This window comes from Noviherbaspirillum suwonense (assembly GCF_900182955.1).
Taxonomy (GTDB): domain Bacteria; phylum Pseudomonadota; class Gammaproteobacteria; order Burkholderiales; family Burkholderiaceae_D; genus Noviherbaspirillum_A; species Noviherbaspirillum_A suwonense.
In genome coordinates this window covers 140388-156151 of the sequence record NZ_FXUL01000010.1, presented here as the reverse complement: position 1 = coordinate 156151, position 15764 = coordinate 140388, and the positions used below count along the sequence as shown (strand labels likewise).

Genomic DNA, 15764 nt, shown 5'->3' with positions numbered 1-15764 from the left:
CGCGCATTGCGCTTGCCGGATAGACACGATACGGGGGCGCATATAAAAATGGCGTAAAAATCGCGTCCCTGCGCTCGCCTTACAATGGCAGGGAACGCTTCTTGCAACGGCAGGTCCATCATCCCGCCAAACCGACACCGGAGCCCAGCATGCTGACACCGCAATTCATCGCCACCACCCGCTTCGACGATCCGGCCGCCGCGCTCGAACAGGTCCGCGCCATTTACGACAACGGCATACGGCACCTGCGCCGCCACCTGCAGGAATTCATCCGCGGCGAAAACCTGACGACCCCGGTGCGTGCCTGCTATCCGTTCGTGCGGGTGCATACGCTGACCAGCCGGCCGGCCGACTCGCGGCTGTCCTACGGCTTCGTCGCCGGCCCGGGCACCTACGAGACCACGCTGACCCGGCCCGACCTGTTCGGCAACTATTACCTGCAGCAGTTCAGGCTGCTGCTGAAGAACCATGGCGGGCAGGACGTGCAGCTGGAGGTCGGCACCAGCGCGCAGCCCATCCCGGTGCATTTTTCGTTCGCCGAGCACGACCATGTCGAGGCCGACATGGCGGCCGACCGGCTGCAGCGCATGCGCGACCTGTTCGACCTGCCCGACCTGTCGACGATGGACGACGGCATCGCCAACGGCACCGACGACATTCCGCCCGGCCAGCCGCATCCGCTGTCGCTGTTTACCGCGCCGCGCGTCGACTACTCGCTGCAGCGGCTGCGCCATTACACCGGCACCGCGCCCGAACATTTCCAGAACTTCGTGCTGTTCACGAACTACCAGTTCTACATCGACGAATTCATCAAGCTCGGCCAGGAAATCATGTGCAGCGCAATGGAGGGCGACGACGGCTACATCGCCTTCGTCGAGCCGGGCAACCTGGTCACGCGCCGCGCCGGCCAGCCGGCGCAGCCGAACGACGAGCGCGGCATGGCGCCGCCGCGGCTGCCGCAGATGCCGGGCTACCACCTGGTGCGGGCCGACGGCAGCGGCATCACCATGATCAACATCGGCGTCGGCCCGGCCAATGCGAAGACCATCACCGACCACGTGGCGGTTCTGCGGCCGCATGCGTGGCTGATGCTGGGCCACTGCGCGGGCCTGCGCAACACCCAGCAGCTGGGCGACTACGTGCTGGCGCACGGCTATGTGCGGGAAGACCATGTGCTGGACGAAGACCTGCCGCTGTGGGTGCCGATACCGGCGCTGGCCGAGATCCAGCTGGCGCTGGAAAAGGCGGTGGCCGAAGTGACCCGCCTGTCCGGCCCCGACCTCAAGCGCATCATGCGCACCGGCACCGTGGCCAGCACCGACAACCGCAACTGGGAACTGCTGCCGCACCGCACGCCCGAACGCCGCTTCAGCCAGAGCCGGGCCGTGGCGCTGGACATGGAAAGCGCGACCATCGCCGCCAACGGCTTCCGCTTCCGGGTGCCCTACGGCACGCTGCTGTGCGTGTCCGACAAGCCGCTGCACGGCGAGATCAAGCTGCCCGGCATGGCCAACCAGTTCTACCGGCAGCGGGTGGACCAGCACCTGCGCATCGGCATCCGGGCGGCGGAACTGCTCAGGGAAAATGGCCTCGACAGCCTGCACAGCAGGAAGCTGCGCAGCTTCGCGGAAGTGGCGTTCCAGTAATGCCGGCCTAGCGCTTGCGGCGTTTTTTCGCCGGCGGCTTGCCGGTGAGCGCGTCGGTCATCTGCCTGGTCGCCTCTTTGGCGCCGCGGGTCACGGCGGCCGAGGCCTGCCGCTTCGCTTCGGCGGTGGCGCGGCCTCGCGCCGCGCTGGCAATGGCGTTGGCGCCGGACAGCCACATGCTGAGAAAGGGATTCTTCTTGCCCCAGGGATTTTTCATGGCGCCGCCTCCTCGATGGCAGGCGGTGCGGCGCCAGGCATGATGCCCGGCGCAGGGGGCCGCCGCTGTCGGAGTCAGAGCGGCGCGGCGGCGCCGGGTTCCCGGATTTTTGCCGCGGTGCGGCAAAACTCTCAGAACTCTTCCCAGTCGCCGCCGTGCGTGGCGGCTGCGGCAGGCCGGGGCGCCGCCGGGACCACGGCGGCAGGCCGCGCGGGCCGGGGCGCTGCCGTTGCCGGCGCGCGGGCCGGGGCTGATGCCGGGGCCGGTGCATCCGCCGGCGAAATCATCGCGGGCATCAAAGCCTGCCGGTCCGCCGCATCCAGCCGGAATGCGCCGACCACGCCGGCCAGCGTCGCCGCCTGCTCCTGCATCGAGCCGGCCGCCGCCGCCGCTTCCTCCACCAGCGCGGCATTCTGCTGCGTGACCTGGTCCATCTGCGAAATCGCGTAATTGACCTGCTCGATGCCGGCGCTCTGCTCGTTGCTGGCCGCGGTGATCTCGGCCATGATGTCGGTCACCCGCTGCACGCTGACGACGACCTCGCGGATGGTCGCGCCGGCCTGACGGACCAGCTTGCCGCCGGTTTCGACCTTTTCCACCGAGTCGCCGATCAGCCCCTTGATCTCGCGGGCCGCCGCGGCCGAGCGCTGCGCGAGGCTGCGCACTTCCGCCGCGACCACCGCGAAACCGCGGCCCTGTTCGCCGGCGCGGGCGGCTTCGACCGCCGCGTTCAGCGCCAGGATATTGGTCTGGAAGGCAATGCCGTCGATGACGCTGATGATGTCGACGATCTTGCGCGACGACGCGTCGATCGCGACCATGGTGTCGACCACCCGGTCGACCACCTGGCCGCCCTCGCTGGCCACGCCGGACGCGGTCAGCGCGAGCTGGTTGGCCTGGCGCGCATTGTCGGCGTTCTGCTTCACGGTCGCGGTGAGTTCTTCCATTGCCGACGCGGTTTCTTCCAGCGAGCTGGCCTGCTGTTCGGTGCGCGAGGACAGGTCCATGTTGCCTGCCGCGATCTCGCGCGACGAGACGGCGATGCTGTCGGTGCCGCGCCGGACGTTGTTGACGATGCCGACCAGGCTGGCCGTCATTTCCTGCAGCGCCAGCATCAGCTGGCCGGTCTCGTCGCGGCTGGTCGCCCCGGATTTCTGCGACAGGTCGCCGCTGGCGACGGTGCGCGCAATCTCGACGGCGCGCTGCAGCGGACGGGTGATGCTGCGGCTGAGCATCCAGGCGAAGACGGCGGCGAACACGATGGCCGCCGCGGCGAGCGCCATCATCACCATCCGGCCGCTCTCGTAGACGGCGACCGAATCCTGGCTGGCCTGGTCCACCAGCTTGTCGCCCAGCGTGACCAGGCTCTGCACCGAGGCCATGTAGGCGGCCTGCTCCTTCTGCATCGTCATCATCAGCAGGTTGGTGGCCATCGCGCTGCGGCCCTCGGTGACCATCGCGATGAATTCCTTCTGGTGCGCCTGGTAGGGCGCGCGGGCGTCGACGATGGTCTTGAACAGCGCCTTGCCTTTTTCGGTGCTGAGGCCCTTGCCTATCGTGTCAAGGTTGGCGGTGATGCGGGCCGACGCCGCCTTGATGCTTTCCACCTCGCGCTTGACCACGTCCTCGTTTTCGGTCAGCACGGTGTTGCGCATCGAAATGGCGATGGCGCTGATGTCGCTGTTGACCATGAAGGCCAGGCGGATCACCGGATAGCGCTGCTTGCTGATGACTTCGGTGGCCTCATTGACGACGGACAGCCGGTTGATTCCCAGCGCCATGATGCCGACCAGCAGCAGGATGACGATGCCGAAGCCGGCGGCCAGGCGGGTGCTTACTTTGAAATTTGACAATGACATTGTTGCACGCTCAAAGATTGGTTTTTTGTTATGCCGCCGCAGTGTGCGGTCGGCGTCTCGGTTACATCGATACAAACCCGGAAGGCCCGCGTTATATTAACGTACGGAAACTTTACAATCTTTAATGCGTGCGTGAAAAAAATTGACCGGCGGTATCAATAGGGCCGTGCGAGGTCCATGGTCCAGTAAGTGCGGTAGGTGGATGTGCTGCTGGCGACGCAGGCGGTGGCCATGTCGGCGTATCTCGCATTCATGATGTTGGCGCAATGCCCGGGGCTGGCCAGCCAGCCGTCGACCACCGCTTGCGCGCTGGCCTGGCCGGCGGCGATGTTCTCGCCGTAGGCGCTCCATGCGTAGCCGGCGCCGGTGATGCGCTGGCCCGGGTTGCGGCCGTCCTGGCTCGAATGGGAAAAGTAATTGTTGGCGGCCATGTCGGTCGAATGCGCGCCGGCGGCATTGAACAGCACGCCGTTCCAGCGCAGCGCCGGCGCCGGGCCGTAGCTGGTGCTGCCGCAGGTGCGGCCGGCGGCGCGGGCCTGATTGACCCGGTCGAGGATCTCCTGCTGGAAATTGGGCAGGCCGCAGGTGAGGCGCGGATCGAGCTGGGCGGTGGTGGTCGGCGTCGTCGGCGTGGTCGTGGCCGGCGGGGTGGTGACGACCCTGCGGCGGGCCAGCTGCTGGCTGGCCGGCGTCGCCTCGTCCGACACGGCGGAGGCAGCCAGCGTGCGCGTGCCGCCTTCATCCGCATTGCCGCCGCCGCAGGCAGTCAGGGCGATGGAAACGGTGGCGAGAAGGAAGGGCAGTTTGATGTTCAAAAGATAAACTCCATGGGTCGTTGAATGACGGACAGAAATCGCCGGCTGGCAACATCGGTCCGTCGCATGGACTGGCATGGGAATCCAAAGTTCACCCGGCGGGAGGGTCGGGGGCCGGCCCAGTGACGGGCGGCAGCATTGCGGCGATGCAAGGCAGGCAGGCGCCGTCTTCCCGGACGCCGCGGGCGGCAGGGGCAAGCGGTCATCCGCGGCTGCGGGCAGCGCGGTCGGGCCGCTTTGGTCGCTGCCGGGAGAGCGCCTAGCTGCGGTTGGAATCGGACGGCATGCGGCGCGGGTCGGGGCCGTTTTCCAGGCGGCGCACCAGGCCGGTGTCGTCGATGTAGATCGTCATCATCGAATCCCAGGTATTGCTTTCCTTGAACGGGTAATTCCAGCCGTTCATGCCCACGTTCCGGTAGAACCGGATCTCGCTCGGCGCGCCGACCGTGCGCAGCACCTCGTCCTGGCGGGTCTGGCCGGGAACGATGCGGGCAAATTTTTCCATGGTCAGCACCTGCTCGATCGACTGCAGCCGGCCGTCCGGCCCGATGCGGGCCATGTCGGTGGTCTGGCCCATCGGGCCATGCATGTATTCAAGGACGCGGCCGCCGCCATCAGGGTAGACATGGGTCGGACGCCCGAGCCGGGCGAGGACATCGGCTTCGGTGGCGCCGGGCGCGAGCGGCGGCCCGCCAAGGCCGGCGCAGGCCGACAGCAGCAGCAGGGCGGGCAGCGCGACATATGCGCGAAGGCGGCGCATCGGGGTCAGGTCGGAGGATTTCATCGTGACGGATTCATATTATTTGACGAATTAACATTAGGCCCGGCCATTGCCGGCGTCAATCGCCTGCGGTGGCCTGCGCTCCGGTATTTTGCGTGCGGACAAGGAGGTTGCCGCATCCTCTTTATAATCCCAGTCCTCCATTTCCAACCCGCGCCGCCCATGAAGCTGGACCCCGTCTCCCTGCGCCTGTTCGTCGACATCGTCGAGACCGGCTCCATCAGCGCTGCCGCCGAGCGTTCGCACACGGCCGCGTCGGCGGTGAGCAAGCGCATCAGCGACCTCGAGGCCATCCTGAAGACGCAGCTGCTGGCCCGCACCAACAAGGGCGTGGAAGCCACCGCCGCCGGCATCGCGCTGGCCAACATGGCGCGCAGCGTGCTGCATGAAATGGACGAGATCGTCGCGCAGATGAGCGAGTACGCGACCGGCGTGCGCGGCCATGTGCGCATCATGGCCAACATCTCGGCGATTACCCAGTTCCTGCCGCGTGCCATCAAGAGCTTCCTCGCGCAGCATCCGGAAGTGCAGATCCACCTGCAGGAAGACATCAGCACCGCGATCACCAAGGGCGTCGCGGAGAACGTCGCCGACATCGGCATCTTCACCATGATGTCGCACGGGCACAGCCTGGAAGTGTTTCCCTACCGGGACGACGAACTGGTGCTGATCGCGCCTTTCGGCCATGCGCTGGCGCGGCAGTCGTCGGTGGCCTTCGCCAGCACGCTGGACTATGCGTTCGTCGGCCTGCATGCGGACAGCGCGATCAACCTGCAGCTGATCAAGGCCGCCAACGACCTCGGCAAGACCATGCGCACCACCATCCATGTCACCAGCTACGACGCGCTGTGCTTCATGGTCGAGACCGGCCTGGGCATCGGCATCATGCCGCGCGCGGTGGCCGAGCCGTACCGGCGCACGCTGGGCATCGCGGTGCTGTCGCTGGATGAACCGTGGGCGCGCAGGCAGCTGAAGATCTGCGTGCGCTCGCTGGCGGCGCTGCCGGTGGCCGCGCAGCTGCTGGTGGCGCACCTGCGCCAGGCGGAGTAGCGTCCTGCCATCGTATTTCGCGAAGGCGCATTCGCCAAATACTGGTTTTCCGCCGGGAGCGCGGCGCATACCATGGGCCCACAGCACAAAAACCACGGAGACAAACATGAAAGTCCGCATCCTGATCGCCGGCCTCGCCGCCGCCTTCGCCATGAACGCCGCCTTCGCGCAGCAGCCCATCGTCATCAAGTTCAGCCACGTCACCACCACCGACACGCCCAAGGGCAAGGCCGGCGAATTCTTCAAGAAGATCATGGAGGAGCGCAGCAAGGGCCGGGTCAAGGTCGAGCTGTTCCCGAACGGCACGCTGTACAAGGACAAGGAAGAAGTCGAGGCGCTGCAGATGGGCGCGGTGCAGATGCTGGCGCCCGCGCCGGGCAAGTTCGGCCCGATGGGCGTGCGCGAATTCGAGGTGCTGGACCTGCCTTACCTGTTCGACAATGTCGCCGAGGCGCGCCGGGTCACCGAGGGGCCGATCGGGCAGGGCATGATGAAGAAGCTGGAGAGCAAGGGCATCACCGGCATGGCCTTCTGGAACAACGGCTTCAAGGAAATGACGGCCAACAAGCCGCTGCGCATGCCGGACGACTTCAAGGGCGTGAAGATGCGCATCCAGTCGTCCAAGGTGCTCGACGCGCAGATGCGCTCGGTCGGCGCGCTGCCGCAGATGATGGGCTTTTCCGAGCTGTACCAGGCGCTGCAGACCGGCGTGGTCGACGGCCAGGAAAACCCGACGTCCAATATCTATACGCAGAAGATGCACGAGGTGCAGAAGTACATGACGCTGTCCGACCATGGCTACCACGGCTATGCGGTCATCATGAACAAGCGCTTCGTCGACGGCCTGCCGGCCGACCTGCGGGCCACGCTGGACGGCGCGATGAAGGACACCACCAACTACTTCAACGACATCGCCAAGAAGGAAAACGACGATGCGCTGGAAGCGATCCGCAAGTCGGGCAAGACCCAGATCATCGAGCTTAGCAAGGACGAGCGCAACGCGTGGAAGAAGGCGATGGTGAAGACCCACAAGCAGATGGAAGGCATGGTCGGGCGCGACCTGCTGCAATCGATCTACAAGGAAACCAACTTCAACCCGGATGCGCTGTAAGCCGCCCGGCAAAGGAGCATGACCGCCATGAGTTCACTTCCCCAACTCCCGCTGGCCGGCCTGAAGGTGCTGGAAATGGGCAGCCTGATCGCCGGGCCGTTCGCCGCCAAGACCCTGGGCGACTTCGGCGCCGAGGTCATCAAGATCGAGCCGCCCGGCGTCGGCGACCCGCTGCGCAGCTGGCGCACGGCCGAGGGCGTGACCTCGGTCTGGTGGCACGTGCAGGCGCGGCACAAGAAGTCGGTCGCGATCGACCTGCGCAAGCCGGAGGGCCAGGACCTGGTGCGCCGGCTTGCGCTGGAAGCCGACGTCGTGATCGAGAACTTCCGCCCCGGCACGCTGGAGCAGTGGGGGCTGGACTACGACACGCTGTCGGCGAAGAACCCGCAGCTGATCATGCTGCGCATTTCCGGCTACGGCCAGACCGGGCCGATGCGCGACCTGGCCGGCTTCGGCGTGGTGGCCGAGGCGATGGGCGGCTTCCGCTACATCACCGGCGTGCCGGGCGAGGCCCCGGTGCGTCCGGGCATCAGCATCGGCGACTCGCTGTCGGCGCTGCACGGGGTGATCGGCGTGCTGCTGGCGCTGTACCACCGCGTGAAGAACGGCGGCCGCGGCCAGATGATCGACGTGGCGCTGTATGAGTCGGTCTTCAACATGATGGAAGGCGCGGTGCCGGAATACGACCGCAACGGCGTGATCCGCGAGCCGGCCGGCAGCGCGATCCAGGGCATCGCCCCGACCAATGCCTACCCGACCAGCGACGGCCTCTACGTGCTCATCGCCGGCAACGGCGACGGCATCTTTCGCCGGCTGATGAGCGCCATCGGCCGCGACGACCTGGGCAACGACCCGGCGCTGGCGCGCAACCCGGGCCGCGTGACCCACATGGACCGCATCGACCAGGCGATCGCCGCCTGGACCGCGGCCCGCTCGCTCAACGACTGCCTGGCGCTGCTGGGCCAGGCCGGCGTGCCGGCCGGCAAGGTGTATACGGTCAAGGACATCGTCGAGGACGAGCATTACCAGGCGCGCGGCATGCTGCAGGACATCACGCTGGACGACGGCTCGCGCCTGAAAGTGCCGGGCGTGGTGCCCAAGCTGTCGGCCACGCCGGGCCGGCTGGAAGGCGGCGGGCCGGCGCTGGGCGAGCATACCGAGTCGGTGCTGGCCGGGCTGGGCCTGGACGAATCGCAACTGGCGCAACTGAAAGAAAAGGGAGTGATCTGATGGCGGCCTTGCCTTTCCATGGATTCCAGGGCCGCCGGCTCTACATCAACGATGTCGCGATGCGCGACGGCCTGCAGATCGAGCCGGTGTTCGTGCCGACCGAGGACAAGATCGCGCTGGTCAATGCGCTGTCGCGCACCGGCCTGGCCAAGATCGAGGTGACCTCGTTCACCTCGCCCAAGGCGATCCCGGCGCTGCGGGACGCCGAGGCGGTGATGAAGCAGATCGAGCGCGTGCCGGGCGTCGCCTACGTGGCGCTGGTGCCCAACCTGCGCGGCGCAGAGCGGGCGCTGGAATGCCGGGTGGACGAGTTGAACCTGGTGATGTCGGCCAGCGAGACCCACAACCTGGCCAACCTGCGCATGACGCGCGCCCAGTCGCGACACGGGCTGACCGAGATCGTCCGGGCCGCACGCGGCGCCGCGACCGCGGTCAACATCTCGATCTCCACCGCCTTCGGCTGCCCGATGGAAGGCGCGGTGGGCGTGGACGACGTGCTGGAAATCGGCGACTGGTTCGCCGGCGAAGGCGCCACCGGCATCACGCTGTGCGACACCACCGGCATGGCCAATCCGCTGCAGGTGGAAGCCCTGTGCGACGGCCTGGCGGAACGCTGGAAGGGACTGGAACTGACGCTGCACTTCCATAACACCCGCGGCATGGGACTGGCCAATGCGCTGGCCGGCCTGAACGCCGGCATCGTCCGCTACGACGCGTCGCTGGGCGGGCTGGGCGGCTGCCCGTATGCGCCCGGCGCGACCGGCAATGTCTGCACCGAGGACCTGGTGCACATGCTGCAGGCCATGGGCTGCGACACCGGGGTGGACCTGGATGCGCTGCTCGACTGCGCGGCGCAGTTGCCCGGCCTGATCGGGCACGAGCTCAGCGGGCAGGTGGTCAAGGCCGGCAAGTCGGACCGGCGCCACGCGCCGCCGGCCGACTTCGCGGAAACCCGGGAACGGGCGCTGGCGCGCGACCGCGCCTGACCGTCCCGGGCGGGACTGTGGCCTGGCCGGTACCCGATCCGGTCCTAGGCGGCCCGCCGCCACAGCCTGGAAAGCCAGCCGCGCCCGCCGGCCGGCAGCGGCGCATGTCCATTCCCCTGTCCATTCGGCTGTAGCGGCGCCTGTCCATCGCCTGGACGGGCTGTCTGCATCTCCACCGTCCGCTCCTGCTCCCGGCTGTCCGGCTTGACAGGGGCGATGTACTCCAGCAATTTCATCTGGCTTTGCAGCACATTGATGATCTGGTCCTTGGCGACCAGCTCGGAACGCTGCGATTCCAGCTGCTGGCGCCGCGCCGCGGCTTCCAGCGCCAGCATCCTTTCCAGCAGCTCGATGCGCTGCTGCGCGCCCTTCAGTTCAGTCTCCAGCACCGCGTGTACAGTCGGGTCGACAGCCGAATCGACAGCCGCGCCGGTCCGGCCGGAACCGTCGGCGCTGCCTGTCTCGCCGTCGAAATTGACATTGCGCACCGCCTGGCCGACCGGGCCGAGTCTGAGCTGGCCGTACACCCGCTGTAACTCCGATGTATCGATGCCCGGCTTGCCTGTCTCAAGCGTCGTCCAGGACAGCTTGCCGCTGTCCCGGTCGTTATACAGGGTCTGGCGGGTCTTGCCGACCAGCCGGGACGCTTCCGATATCGATACCACCGCCATGAAATCCTCCTGAGACCAAGCCGCGAATGTCGCCCAAACAGCGCGGACAGTCAAGTAAAGCCGTCCAAAGACAGCAGCGCCAGGTGTCAAATAGACAGAATTTGACAGTAGACAGGCTTGCGTCTTTGCCGCCTGTATCCGTATTGCCAACGTTATAATTCCTAAACTTTTGACTAGGGCTCACCATCGTGTCCGATCGCACCGCCGTCCTTCCGCAATATCTCTTTCCCAAATATGCAATGACCGTGTTCGCCGGCCTGGTGGCCAATGCGGAGGCGGGCAGCATCACCACGGGCATCATTCGCCGCTTCGTGCGCAAGTACAAGGTGAACATGCAGGAAGCCGCCAATCCCGACATCGCCAGCTATGCGAGTTTCAACGCGTTCTTCACCCGCGCGCTGCGCGAAGGCGCGCGGCCGCTGGCCGACGCCGACTACGTCTGCCCGGTCGACGGCGCGATCAGCCAGTTCGGCGGGATCGAACAGGACCAGATATTCCAGGCCAAGGGCCATTACTATTCGACCACCGCGCTGGTCGGCGGCGACGCGACCCTGGCCGCGCAGTTCCGCAACGGCAGCTTCGCCACCATCTACCTCAGCCCGCGCGACTACCATCGCATCCACATGCCCTGCGACGGCAGGCTGACCCGGATGATCTACGTGCCGGGCACGCTGTTCTCGGTCAACCCGACCACCGCCCGCGGCGTGCCCGGCCTGTTCGCCCGCAACGAACGGGTGGTCTGCGTCTTCGAATCGGATCACGGCCCGTTCGTGCTGACGCTGGTCGGCGCCACCATCGTCGGCAGCATGGCGACGGTCTGGCACGGCGTGGTCAATCCGCCGCGCACCCGCGAGGTCCGCGAATGGACCTACGCGCCCGGCCAGGTCAGCCTGAAAAAAGGCGAGGAAATGGGCCGCTTCCTGCTGGGCTCCACGGTGGTCCTGCTGTTCCCGAAAGACACCCTCGGTTTTCACGACGAGTGGGAAGCCACCCGCCCGGTGCGCCTCGGCGAACCGCTCGGCGCGCCGCACCAGGGCCGGACCCATGCGCGGCTGGGCTTGCCGGACAGCCAGGTGGACTGATCCGCAGCCCTTGCGCTTCCAGCCGCGGCTGGTGGCTTGCAACTTGTGGCGCTTACAGGCCAAGCCATGCGACTATCGGAAAATCCAAACCCAAGGAGACAACATGGACCGTGCAGAATTCGTCGCTATGCTGGAGAGGGAAGGCTTCCGGGAAATCGTCACGGTGGAACGCGAGCCGCATAACGTGCTCGGCGTGCATACGCATCCGTTCGAAGCCAGGGCGCTGATCACGCTGGGCGAGCTGCGCCTGGTCACCGGCGAAGACGAACAGCTGTGCCGGGTTGGCGACCAGTTCCACCTGGCGGCACATACGCCGCATTCCGAATCCTGCGGCGCGGAAGGCGTGCATTATCTTGTTGGCAGGAAACCCGGCTGAATGGACTGCCTGTAAGGGCTGGTTTGTGAAGCATGGTAGATGTCGGTTGCCGCTCCAGGGATCGGATTTACAGGAAACCGAGTAGCCGATACACTCATGCGGCGCGGCAGAACTTGATACCGCAGTGCAGAACTGATGTCGTTCTGCAGGCCGGTCAGGCATCGCAGCGTATTCATAACAATGGGTGGCATCGTCAAACGAAGACTGCCATGACCCGCTAAACGGAGACGACACATGAGCAAGAGTATTCCTACGCGCCGCGATTTCCTGAAGACCACGGCGGCCGCGGCTGCCACGGTTGCCTTCCCCGGCATCGCCCAGGCGCAAGCCTTCCCGTCGCGCCCGATCAAGCTGATCTGCCCATGGCCGGCGGGCGGTTCGACCGACATCGTGATGCGCGCCTTCGCCGAAAGCGCCGGCAAGGCGCTGGGCGGACAGATGATCGTGGAAAACAAGCCGGGCGCGGGCGGGACGCTGGGCGCCGTGGAGCTGGTCAATGCCAAGCCCGACGGCTATACCCTGTCGCAGTTGCCGCTGGGCATATTCCGCCTGCCGCACATGCAGAAGGTGCAGTTCGATCCGATGAAGGACCTGACCTATGTCGCCTGCCTGACCGGCTATACCTTCGGCATGGTGGTGCGCGCCGATTCGCCGATCAAGACCATGCAGGAGTTCGTGGACTACGCCAAGGCCAATCCCGGCAAGCTGAGCTACGGTTCGACCGGCGCCGGCACCACGCCGCACCTGGTGGTCGAGCAGTTCGCCCGGCGCGCCGGCATCAAGCTCCAGCACATTCCGTTCAAGGGCAATGCGGACGGCATGCAGGCAGTGCTGGGCGGCCACGTGATGGCGCACAGCGACGCCACCGGCTGGGGGCCGCACGTGGACGCCGGCCGCTGCCGGCTGCTCGCCACCTACGGCAGCAAGCGCACCAAGCGCTGGGCGAGCGTGCCGACGCTGCTCGAGCTCGGCTACCAGACAGTGTCGGATTCGCCGTTCGGCATCGGCGCGCCAGCCGGCATGGACCCGGCCCTGACCAAGCGCCTGCAGGATGCGTTCAGCAAGTCCCTGCAGGATCCGGCGGTGATCGCGGTGCTCGACAAGTACGACCAGCCCGTGATCTACCTGGACAGCGCCGGCTACACGAAATTCGCGCGCGAGACCTTCGAAGCCGAGCGCGAGACCATCACCAGCCTGGGCCTGCAAGCCAAGACCTGAAACGTCCCCTGCCGGGCGGACGCGACGCCAGCGGCGTTCGCGGCCGCCCGGCCCTGCGCCGCCCGTCCGGGCGGGCGCGCAATGACCCGCATCATCCGCCGCCATCCGCGCTCGCGGCTGTCGCGCATCGGAGAGACTCTTGAAAATACAGAATCGCCAGAATTTCTACGCGGGCCTGATGTTCGTCCTGTTCGGCATCGCTGCCATGGTGCTCTCGCGCCGCACGCTGGACATCGGCGCGGCGGCCGAAATGGGCCCGGGATTTTTTCCCTACTACCTGGGCGGCCTGCTTGCGCTGATGGGCGCGGTGCTGAGCGCCAGCGCCCTGCGCGTGCGGGGCGGCAACCCGGCCCTGGTCAGCGTCGCTCCCTTCCTGATCTTCCTCGCCATCATAGGCATGGCCGTGATCGCGCAGCTGCTGGGCCTGTCCAGCCGCGCCGCCGTGGCGACAGGCGTGCTTGGCGGCTGCCTGCTGGCCATTGCGGTGGGCGAGCGGACCATGGGCCTGCTGCTGGGCGCCGTCGCCCTGTTCGGCCTGCTGGTCAAGGGACTGGGCCTGGTGCTGAGCGTGACGCTGCTGCTGGTCATCGCGGCATTCGCCAGCCATGAGTCCAGGGTGCGTGAAGTCCTGGCAAGCATCGTCGCCCTGTCGCTGCTCGCCGTCGCGGTCTTCCTGTACGGCCTGAACCTGCAGATGCCGGTCTGGCCCGATGCGGAAGAACTGTCCAGTATCTTTACCCCAGCGAAGAAGCGCTAGAAAGACCGCATGGAACTCCTCCTGAACAACCTTGCAATCGGCTTCGACACCGCATTCACCGCGACCAACCTGATGTATTGCCTGATCGGCTGCCTGCTCGGCACGCTGATCGGCGTGCTGCCCGGCATCGGCCCGATCGCCACCATCTCGATGCTGCTGCCGGCCACCTACGTGCTGCCGCCGGTGTCGGCGCTGATCATGCTGTCCGGAATATATTACGGCGCGCAGTACGGCGGCTCCACCACCGCCATCCTGGTCAACCTGCCGGGCGAGGCATCGTCGGTGGTCACGATGCTCGACGGCCACCAGATGGCGCGGCGCGGCAAGGCCGGCGCGGCGCTGGCGGTGTCGGCGATCGGCTCCTTCATCGCCGGCTGCTTCGGCGTGCTGATCCTGGCTGCCTTCGCTGCGCCGCTGGCGGAAATGGCACTGGTATTCGGCCCGTCCGAATATTTTTCGCTGATGGTCCTGGGCCTGGTCGGCGCGGTGGTGCTGGCCTCCGGCTCGCTGCTCAAGGCCATGTGCATGATCGTGCTGGGCCTGCTGCTGGGCATGGTCGGCACCGACATCAACTCCGGCATCGCCCGCTTTTCCTTCGACATTCCCGAACTGTCCGACGGCATCGGCTTCGTCGGCATCGCAATGGCGCTGTTCGCCTTCGTCGAGATCATCGTCAATGTCGACCTCAAGGACAAGCGCGAGGTTTTCACCAGCAAGGTAGGCGGGCTGATGCTGTCGTGGAGCGAATTCAAGGATGCGCTGCCGGCCATCCTGCGCGGCACCGGCCTCGGCTCGGCGCTGGGCATCCTGCCCGGCGGCGGCGCGCTGCTGGCCTCCTTTGCGTCCTACACGATGGAAAAGAAGCTCACGCGCAATCCGGCGGTCCCGTTCGGCGAAGGCAATATCCGCGGGGTCGCCGGCCCGGAGTCGGCCAACAACGCCGGCGCGCAGACGTCCTTCATCCCCCTGCTGACCCTGGGCATCCCGCCCAACGCCGTGATGGCGCTGATGGTGGGCGCGATGATGGTGCATAACATCCAGCCCGGCCCGCAGGTCATGACCAGCAACCCGACGCTGTTCTGGGGACTGATCGTGTCGATGTGGCTGGGTAACGCGATGCTGGTCGTCCTCAACCTGCCGCTGGTGGGCATCTGGGTGCAGCTGCTCAAGGTGCCGTACCGGCTGCTGTATCCCGCCATCCTGATGTTCTGCTGCATCGGCGTCTACAGCGTCAACAACAATTCCTTCGACGTGCTGATCACCGTGATGTTCGGCGTGCTGGGCGTGGCCTTCGTGCGCTTCGGCTGCGAAGCCGCGCCGCTGCTGCTCGGCTTCATCCTGGGCCCGATGATGGAAGAAAACCTGCGGCGCAGCCTGATGCTGTCCCAGGGCGACTTCACGGTCTTCCTGACCCGCCCGCTGTCGCTGGGGATGCTGCTGGCAGCCGTGGCGCTGGTGGCGGTGATCGCGGTCCCGGCGATCTCGAAGAAGCGGCAGGAGACCTTCGTCGAAGAGTAGCCGTGGCGCCCGGGCCCGTCCGCAGGCGGCATTGGCGTCGAATCTGTAAAACCTGAAGCGACGGCGCAGGACACCTTCGCCCGCGCCAGCCGCTCCCGCCTGGCCGCCGCATGCCCCTTCTTGCATGCGGCTTTCCCATCTCTCCCCCATGACCCCGCTGGCCGGCCTTTCAAGGCTCTGGCCGGCGTTCGGGCATTTGCAGGTCCAATCATCCTATTTTTGTAAACTTAACCGCGGTCAAGGAGACTGGATTATCGTTCTTCGAGAATGGGCCTCAGGTTGCAAAGGCTGTCAGGTGCATCCGGCGCGATGACTTCAGGCAGGTCAAGGCAAGGAGGGACTCTTCGATGGTTATCGGTGGACTTGAAATTTGCAGGCGCTTCCCCCGGTTCGCCGTCGCGAGCCGCCGTGCCGGCGCCTGGACTGCGCCCCGCCCGATCCGGCTGG

15 protein-coding genes are annotated in these 15764 nt (G+C 66.4%); 10 read left to right on the top strand and 5 right to left on the bottom strand.

All coding sequences use genetic code 11. The features are described from left to right. The first annotated feature begins 149 nt into the window (after nt 1-149). Nucleotides 150-1646, top strand: a complete 1497-nt coding sequence (locus tag QOL82_RS14510) for an AMP nucleosidase (protein ID WP_283442995.1) — start codon at nt 150-152, stop codon at nt 1644-1646. Nucleotides 1647-1653: 7 nt separating this feature from the next. On the opposite strand, the gene QOL82_RS14505 is transcribed toward QOL82_RS14510, so the two are convergent. From QOL82_RS14505 to QOL82_RS14490, 4 genes are all read right to left on the bottom strand, one after another. Further along, nucleotides 1654-1863 (bottom strand): hypothetical protein, encoded by a 210-nt coding sequence (locus QOL82_RS14505; RefSeq protein ID WP_283442994.1) that lies wholly within the window; start codon nt 1861-1863, stop codon nt 1654-1656. Between the two features lie 131 nt (nt 1864-1994). After that, nucleotides 1995-3722 carry a methyl-accepting chemotaxis protein gene (locus tag QOL82_RS14500; RefSeq protein ID WP_283442993.1) on the bottom strand — a complete coding sequence of 576 codons (1728 nt, stop codon included), beginning with the start codon at nt 3720-3722 and terminating at the stop codon, nt 1995-1997. Nucleotides 3723-3877: 155 nt separating this feature from the next. Then, on the bottom strand, nt 3878-4537 hold the full coding sequence (locus QOL82_RS14495; protein ID WP_283442992.1) for a CAP domain-containing protein: 660 nt from the start codon (nt 4535-4537) through the stop codon (nt 3878-3880). A 259-nt stretch (nt 4538-4796) separates the two neighbouring features. After that, complete coding sequence (locus QOL82_RS14490) at nt 4797-5321, bottom strand: hypothetical protein (RefSeq protein ID WP_283442991.1); 525 nt, start codon at nt 5319-5321, stop codon at nt 4797-4799. Between the two features lie 159 nt (nt 5322-5480). Between QOL82_RS14490 and QOL82_RS14485 the strand changes: the two genes are divergently transcribed. From QOL82_RS14485 to QOL82_RS14470, 4 genes are all read left to right on the top strand, one after another. Then, nucleotides 5481-6368 (top strand): LysR family transcriptional regulator, encoded by an 888-nt coding sequence (locus QOL82_RS14485; protein ID WP_283442990.1) that lies wholly within the window; start codon nt 5481-5483, stop codon nt 6366-6368. Between the two features lie 106 nt (nt 6369-6474). Then, nucleotides 6475-7479: a TRAP transporter substrate-binding protein gene (locus QOL82_RS14480; protein WP_283442989.1), complete on the top strand. Its 1005-nt coding sequence runs from the start codon at nt 6475-6477 to the stop codon at nt 7477-7479. Between the two features lie 18 nt (nt 7480-7497). Further along, nucleotides 7498-8709, top strand: a complete 1212-nt coding sequence (locus tag QOL82_RS14475) for a CaiB/BaiF CoA transferase family protein (protein WP_283442988.1) — start codon at nt 7498-7500, stop codon at nt 8707-8709. Then, entirely contained in the window at nt 8709-9695 is a 987-nt protein-coding gene (locus tag QOL82_RS14470) for a hydroxymethylglutaryl-CoA lyase (RefSeq protein ID WP_283442987.1), read from the top strand. Before QOL82_RS14475 ends, QOL82_RS14470 begins: the two co-directional genes overlap by 1 nt. Before the next feature lie 44 nt (nt 9696-9739). Here the strand turns inward: QOL82_RS14470 and QOL82_RS14465 are convergent, their stop codons facing one another. Further along, the gene (locus QOL82_RS14465) at nt 9740-10366 is read right to left on the bottom strand and encodes a hypothetical protein (protein ID WP_283442986.1); all 627 of its coding nucleotides are present in this window, start codon (nt 10364-10366) and stop codon (nt 9740-9742) included. A gap of 188 nt (nt 10367-10554) precedes the next feature. Between QOL82_RS14465 and asd the strand changes: the two genes are divergently transcribed. From asd to QOL82_RS14440, 5 genes are all read left to right on the top strand, one after another. Further along, nucleotides 10555-11448, top strand: coding sequence for an archaetidylserine decarboxylase (gene asd, locus QOL82_RS14460; RefSeq protein ID WP_283442985.1), 894 nt, complete (start codon nt 10555-10557; stop codon nt 11446-11448). Between the two features lie 103 nt (nt 11449-11551). Continuing rightward, nucleotides 11552-11824 (top strand): cupin domain-containing protein, encoded by a 273-nt coding sequence (locus QOL82_RS14455; RefSeq protein ID WP_283442984.1) that lies wholly within the window; start codon nt 11552-11554, stop codon nt 11822-11824. Between the two features lie 234 nt (nt 11825-12058). Further along, complete coding sequence (locus QOL82_RS14450; RefSeq protein WP_283442983.1) at nt 12059-13042, top strand: tripartite tricarboxylate transporter substrate binding protein; 984 nt, start codon at nt 12059-12061, stop codon at nt 13040-13042. 139 nt (nt 13043-13181) lie between these two features. Next, nucleotides 13182-13799 carry a tripartite tricarboxylate transporter TctB family protein gene (locus QOL82_RS14445; protein WP_283442982.1) on the top strand — a complete coding sequence of 206 codons (618 nt, stop codon included), beginning with the start codon at nt 13182-13184 and terminating at the stop codon, nt 13797-13799. 9 nt (nt 13800-13808) lie between these two features. Next, nucleotides 13809-15317 carry a tripartite tricarboxylate transporter permease gene (locus QOL82_RS14440; RefSeq protein WP_283442981.1) on the top strand — a complete coding sequence of 503 codons (1509 nt, stop codon included), beginning with the start codon at nt 13809-13811 and terminating at the stop codon, nt 15315-15317. The last annotated feature ends 447 nt before the right edge of the window (nt 15318-15764 follow it).

What these genes read in the sequence shown, in the direction of transcription:
- QOL82_RS14505 (WP_283442994.1), bottom strand. Translation starts at nt 1,863, where the DNA reads ATGAAAAATCCCTGGGGCAAGAAGAATCCCTTTCTCAGCATGTGGCTG.
- QOL82_RS14490 (WP_283442991.1), bottom strand. Translation starts at nt 5,321, where the DNA reads ATGAAATCCTCCGACCTGACCCCGATGCGCCGCCTTCGCGCATATGTC.
- QOL82_RS14510 (WP_283442995.1), top strand. Translation starts at nt 150, where the DNA reads ATGCTGACACCGCAATTCATCGCCACCACCCGCTTCGACGATCCGGCC.
- QOL82_RS14465 (WP_283442986.1), bottom strand. Translation starts at nt 10,366, where the DNA reads ATGGCGGTGGTATCGATATCGGAAGCGTCCCGGCTGGTCGGCAAGACC.
- QOL82_RS14440 (WP_283442981.1), top strand. Translation starts at nt 13,809, where the DNA reads ATGGAACTCCTCCTGAACAACCTTGCAATCGGCTTCGACACCGCATTC.
- QOL82_RS14450 (WP_283442983.1), top strand. Translation starts at nt 12,059, where the DNA reads ATGAGCAAGAGTATTCCTACGCGCCGCGATTTCCTGAAGACCACGGCG.
- QOL82_RS14480 (WP_283442989.1), top strand. Translation starts at nt 6,475, where the DNA reads ATGAAAGTCCGCATCCTGATCGCCGGCCTCGCCGCCGCCTTCGCCATG.
- QOL82_RS14455 (WP_283442984.1), top strand. Translation starts at nt 11,552, where the DNA reads ATGGACCGTGCAGAATTCGTCGCTATGCTGGAGAGGGAAGGCTTCCGG.
- QOL82_RS14470 (WP_283442987.1), top strand. Translation starts at nt 8,709, where the DNA reads ATGGCGGCCTTGCCTTTCCATGGATTCCAGGGCCGCCGGCTCTACATC.
- QOL82_RS14485 (WP_283442990.1), top strand. Translation starts at nt 5,481, where the DNA reads ATGAAGCTGGACCCCGTCTCCCTGCGCCTGTTCGTCGACATCGTCGAG.
- QOL82_RS14475 (WP_283442988.1), top strand. Translation starts at nt 7,498, where the DNA reads ATGACCGCCATGAGTTCACTTCCCCAACTCCCGCTGGCCGGCCTGAAG.
- QOL82_RS14500 (WP_283442993.1), bottom strand. Translation starts at nt 3,722, where the DNA reads ATGTCATTGTCAAATTTCAAAGTAAGCACCCGCCTGGCCGCCGGCTTC.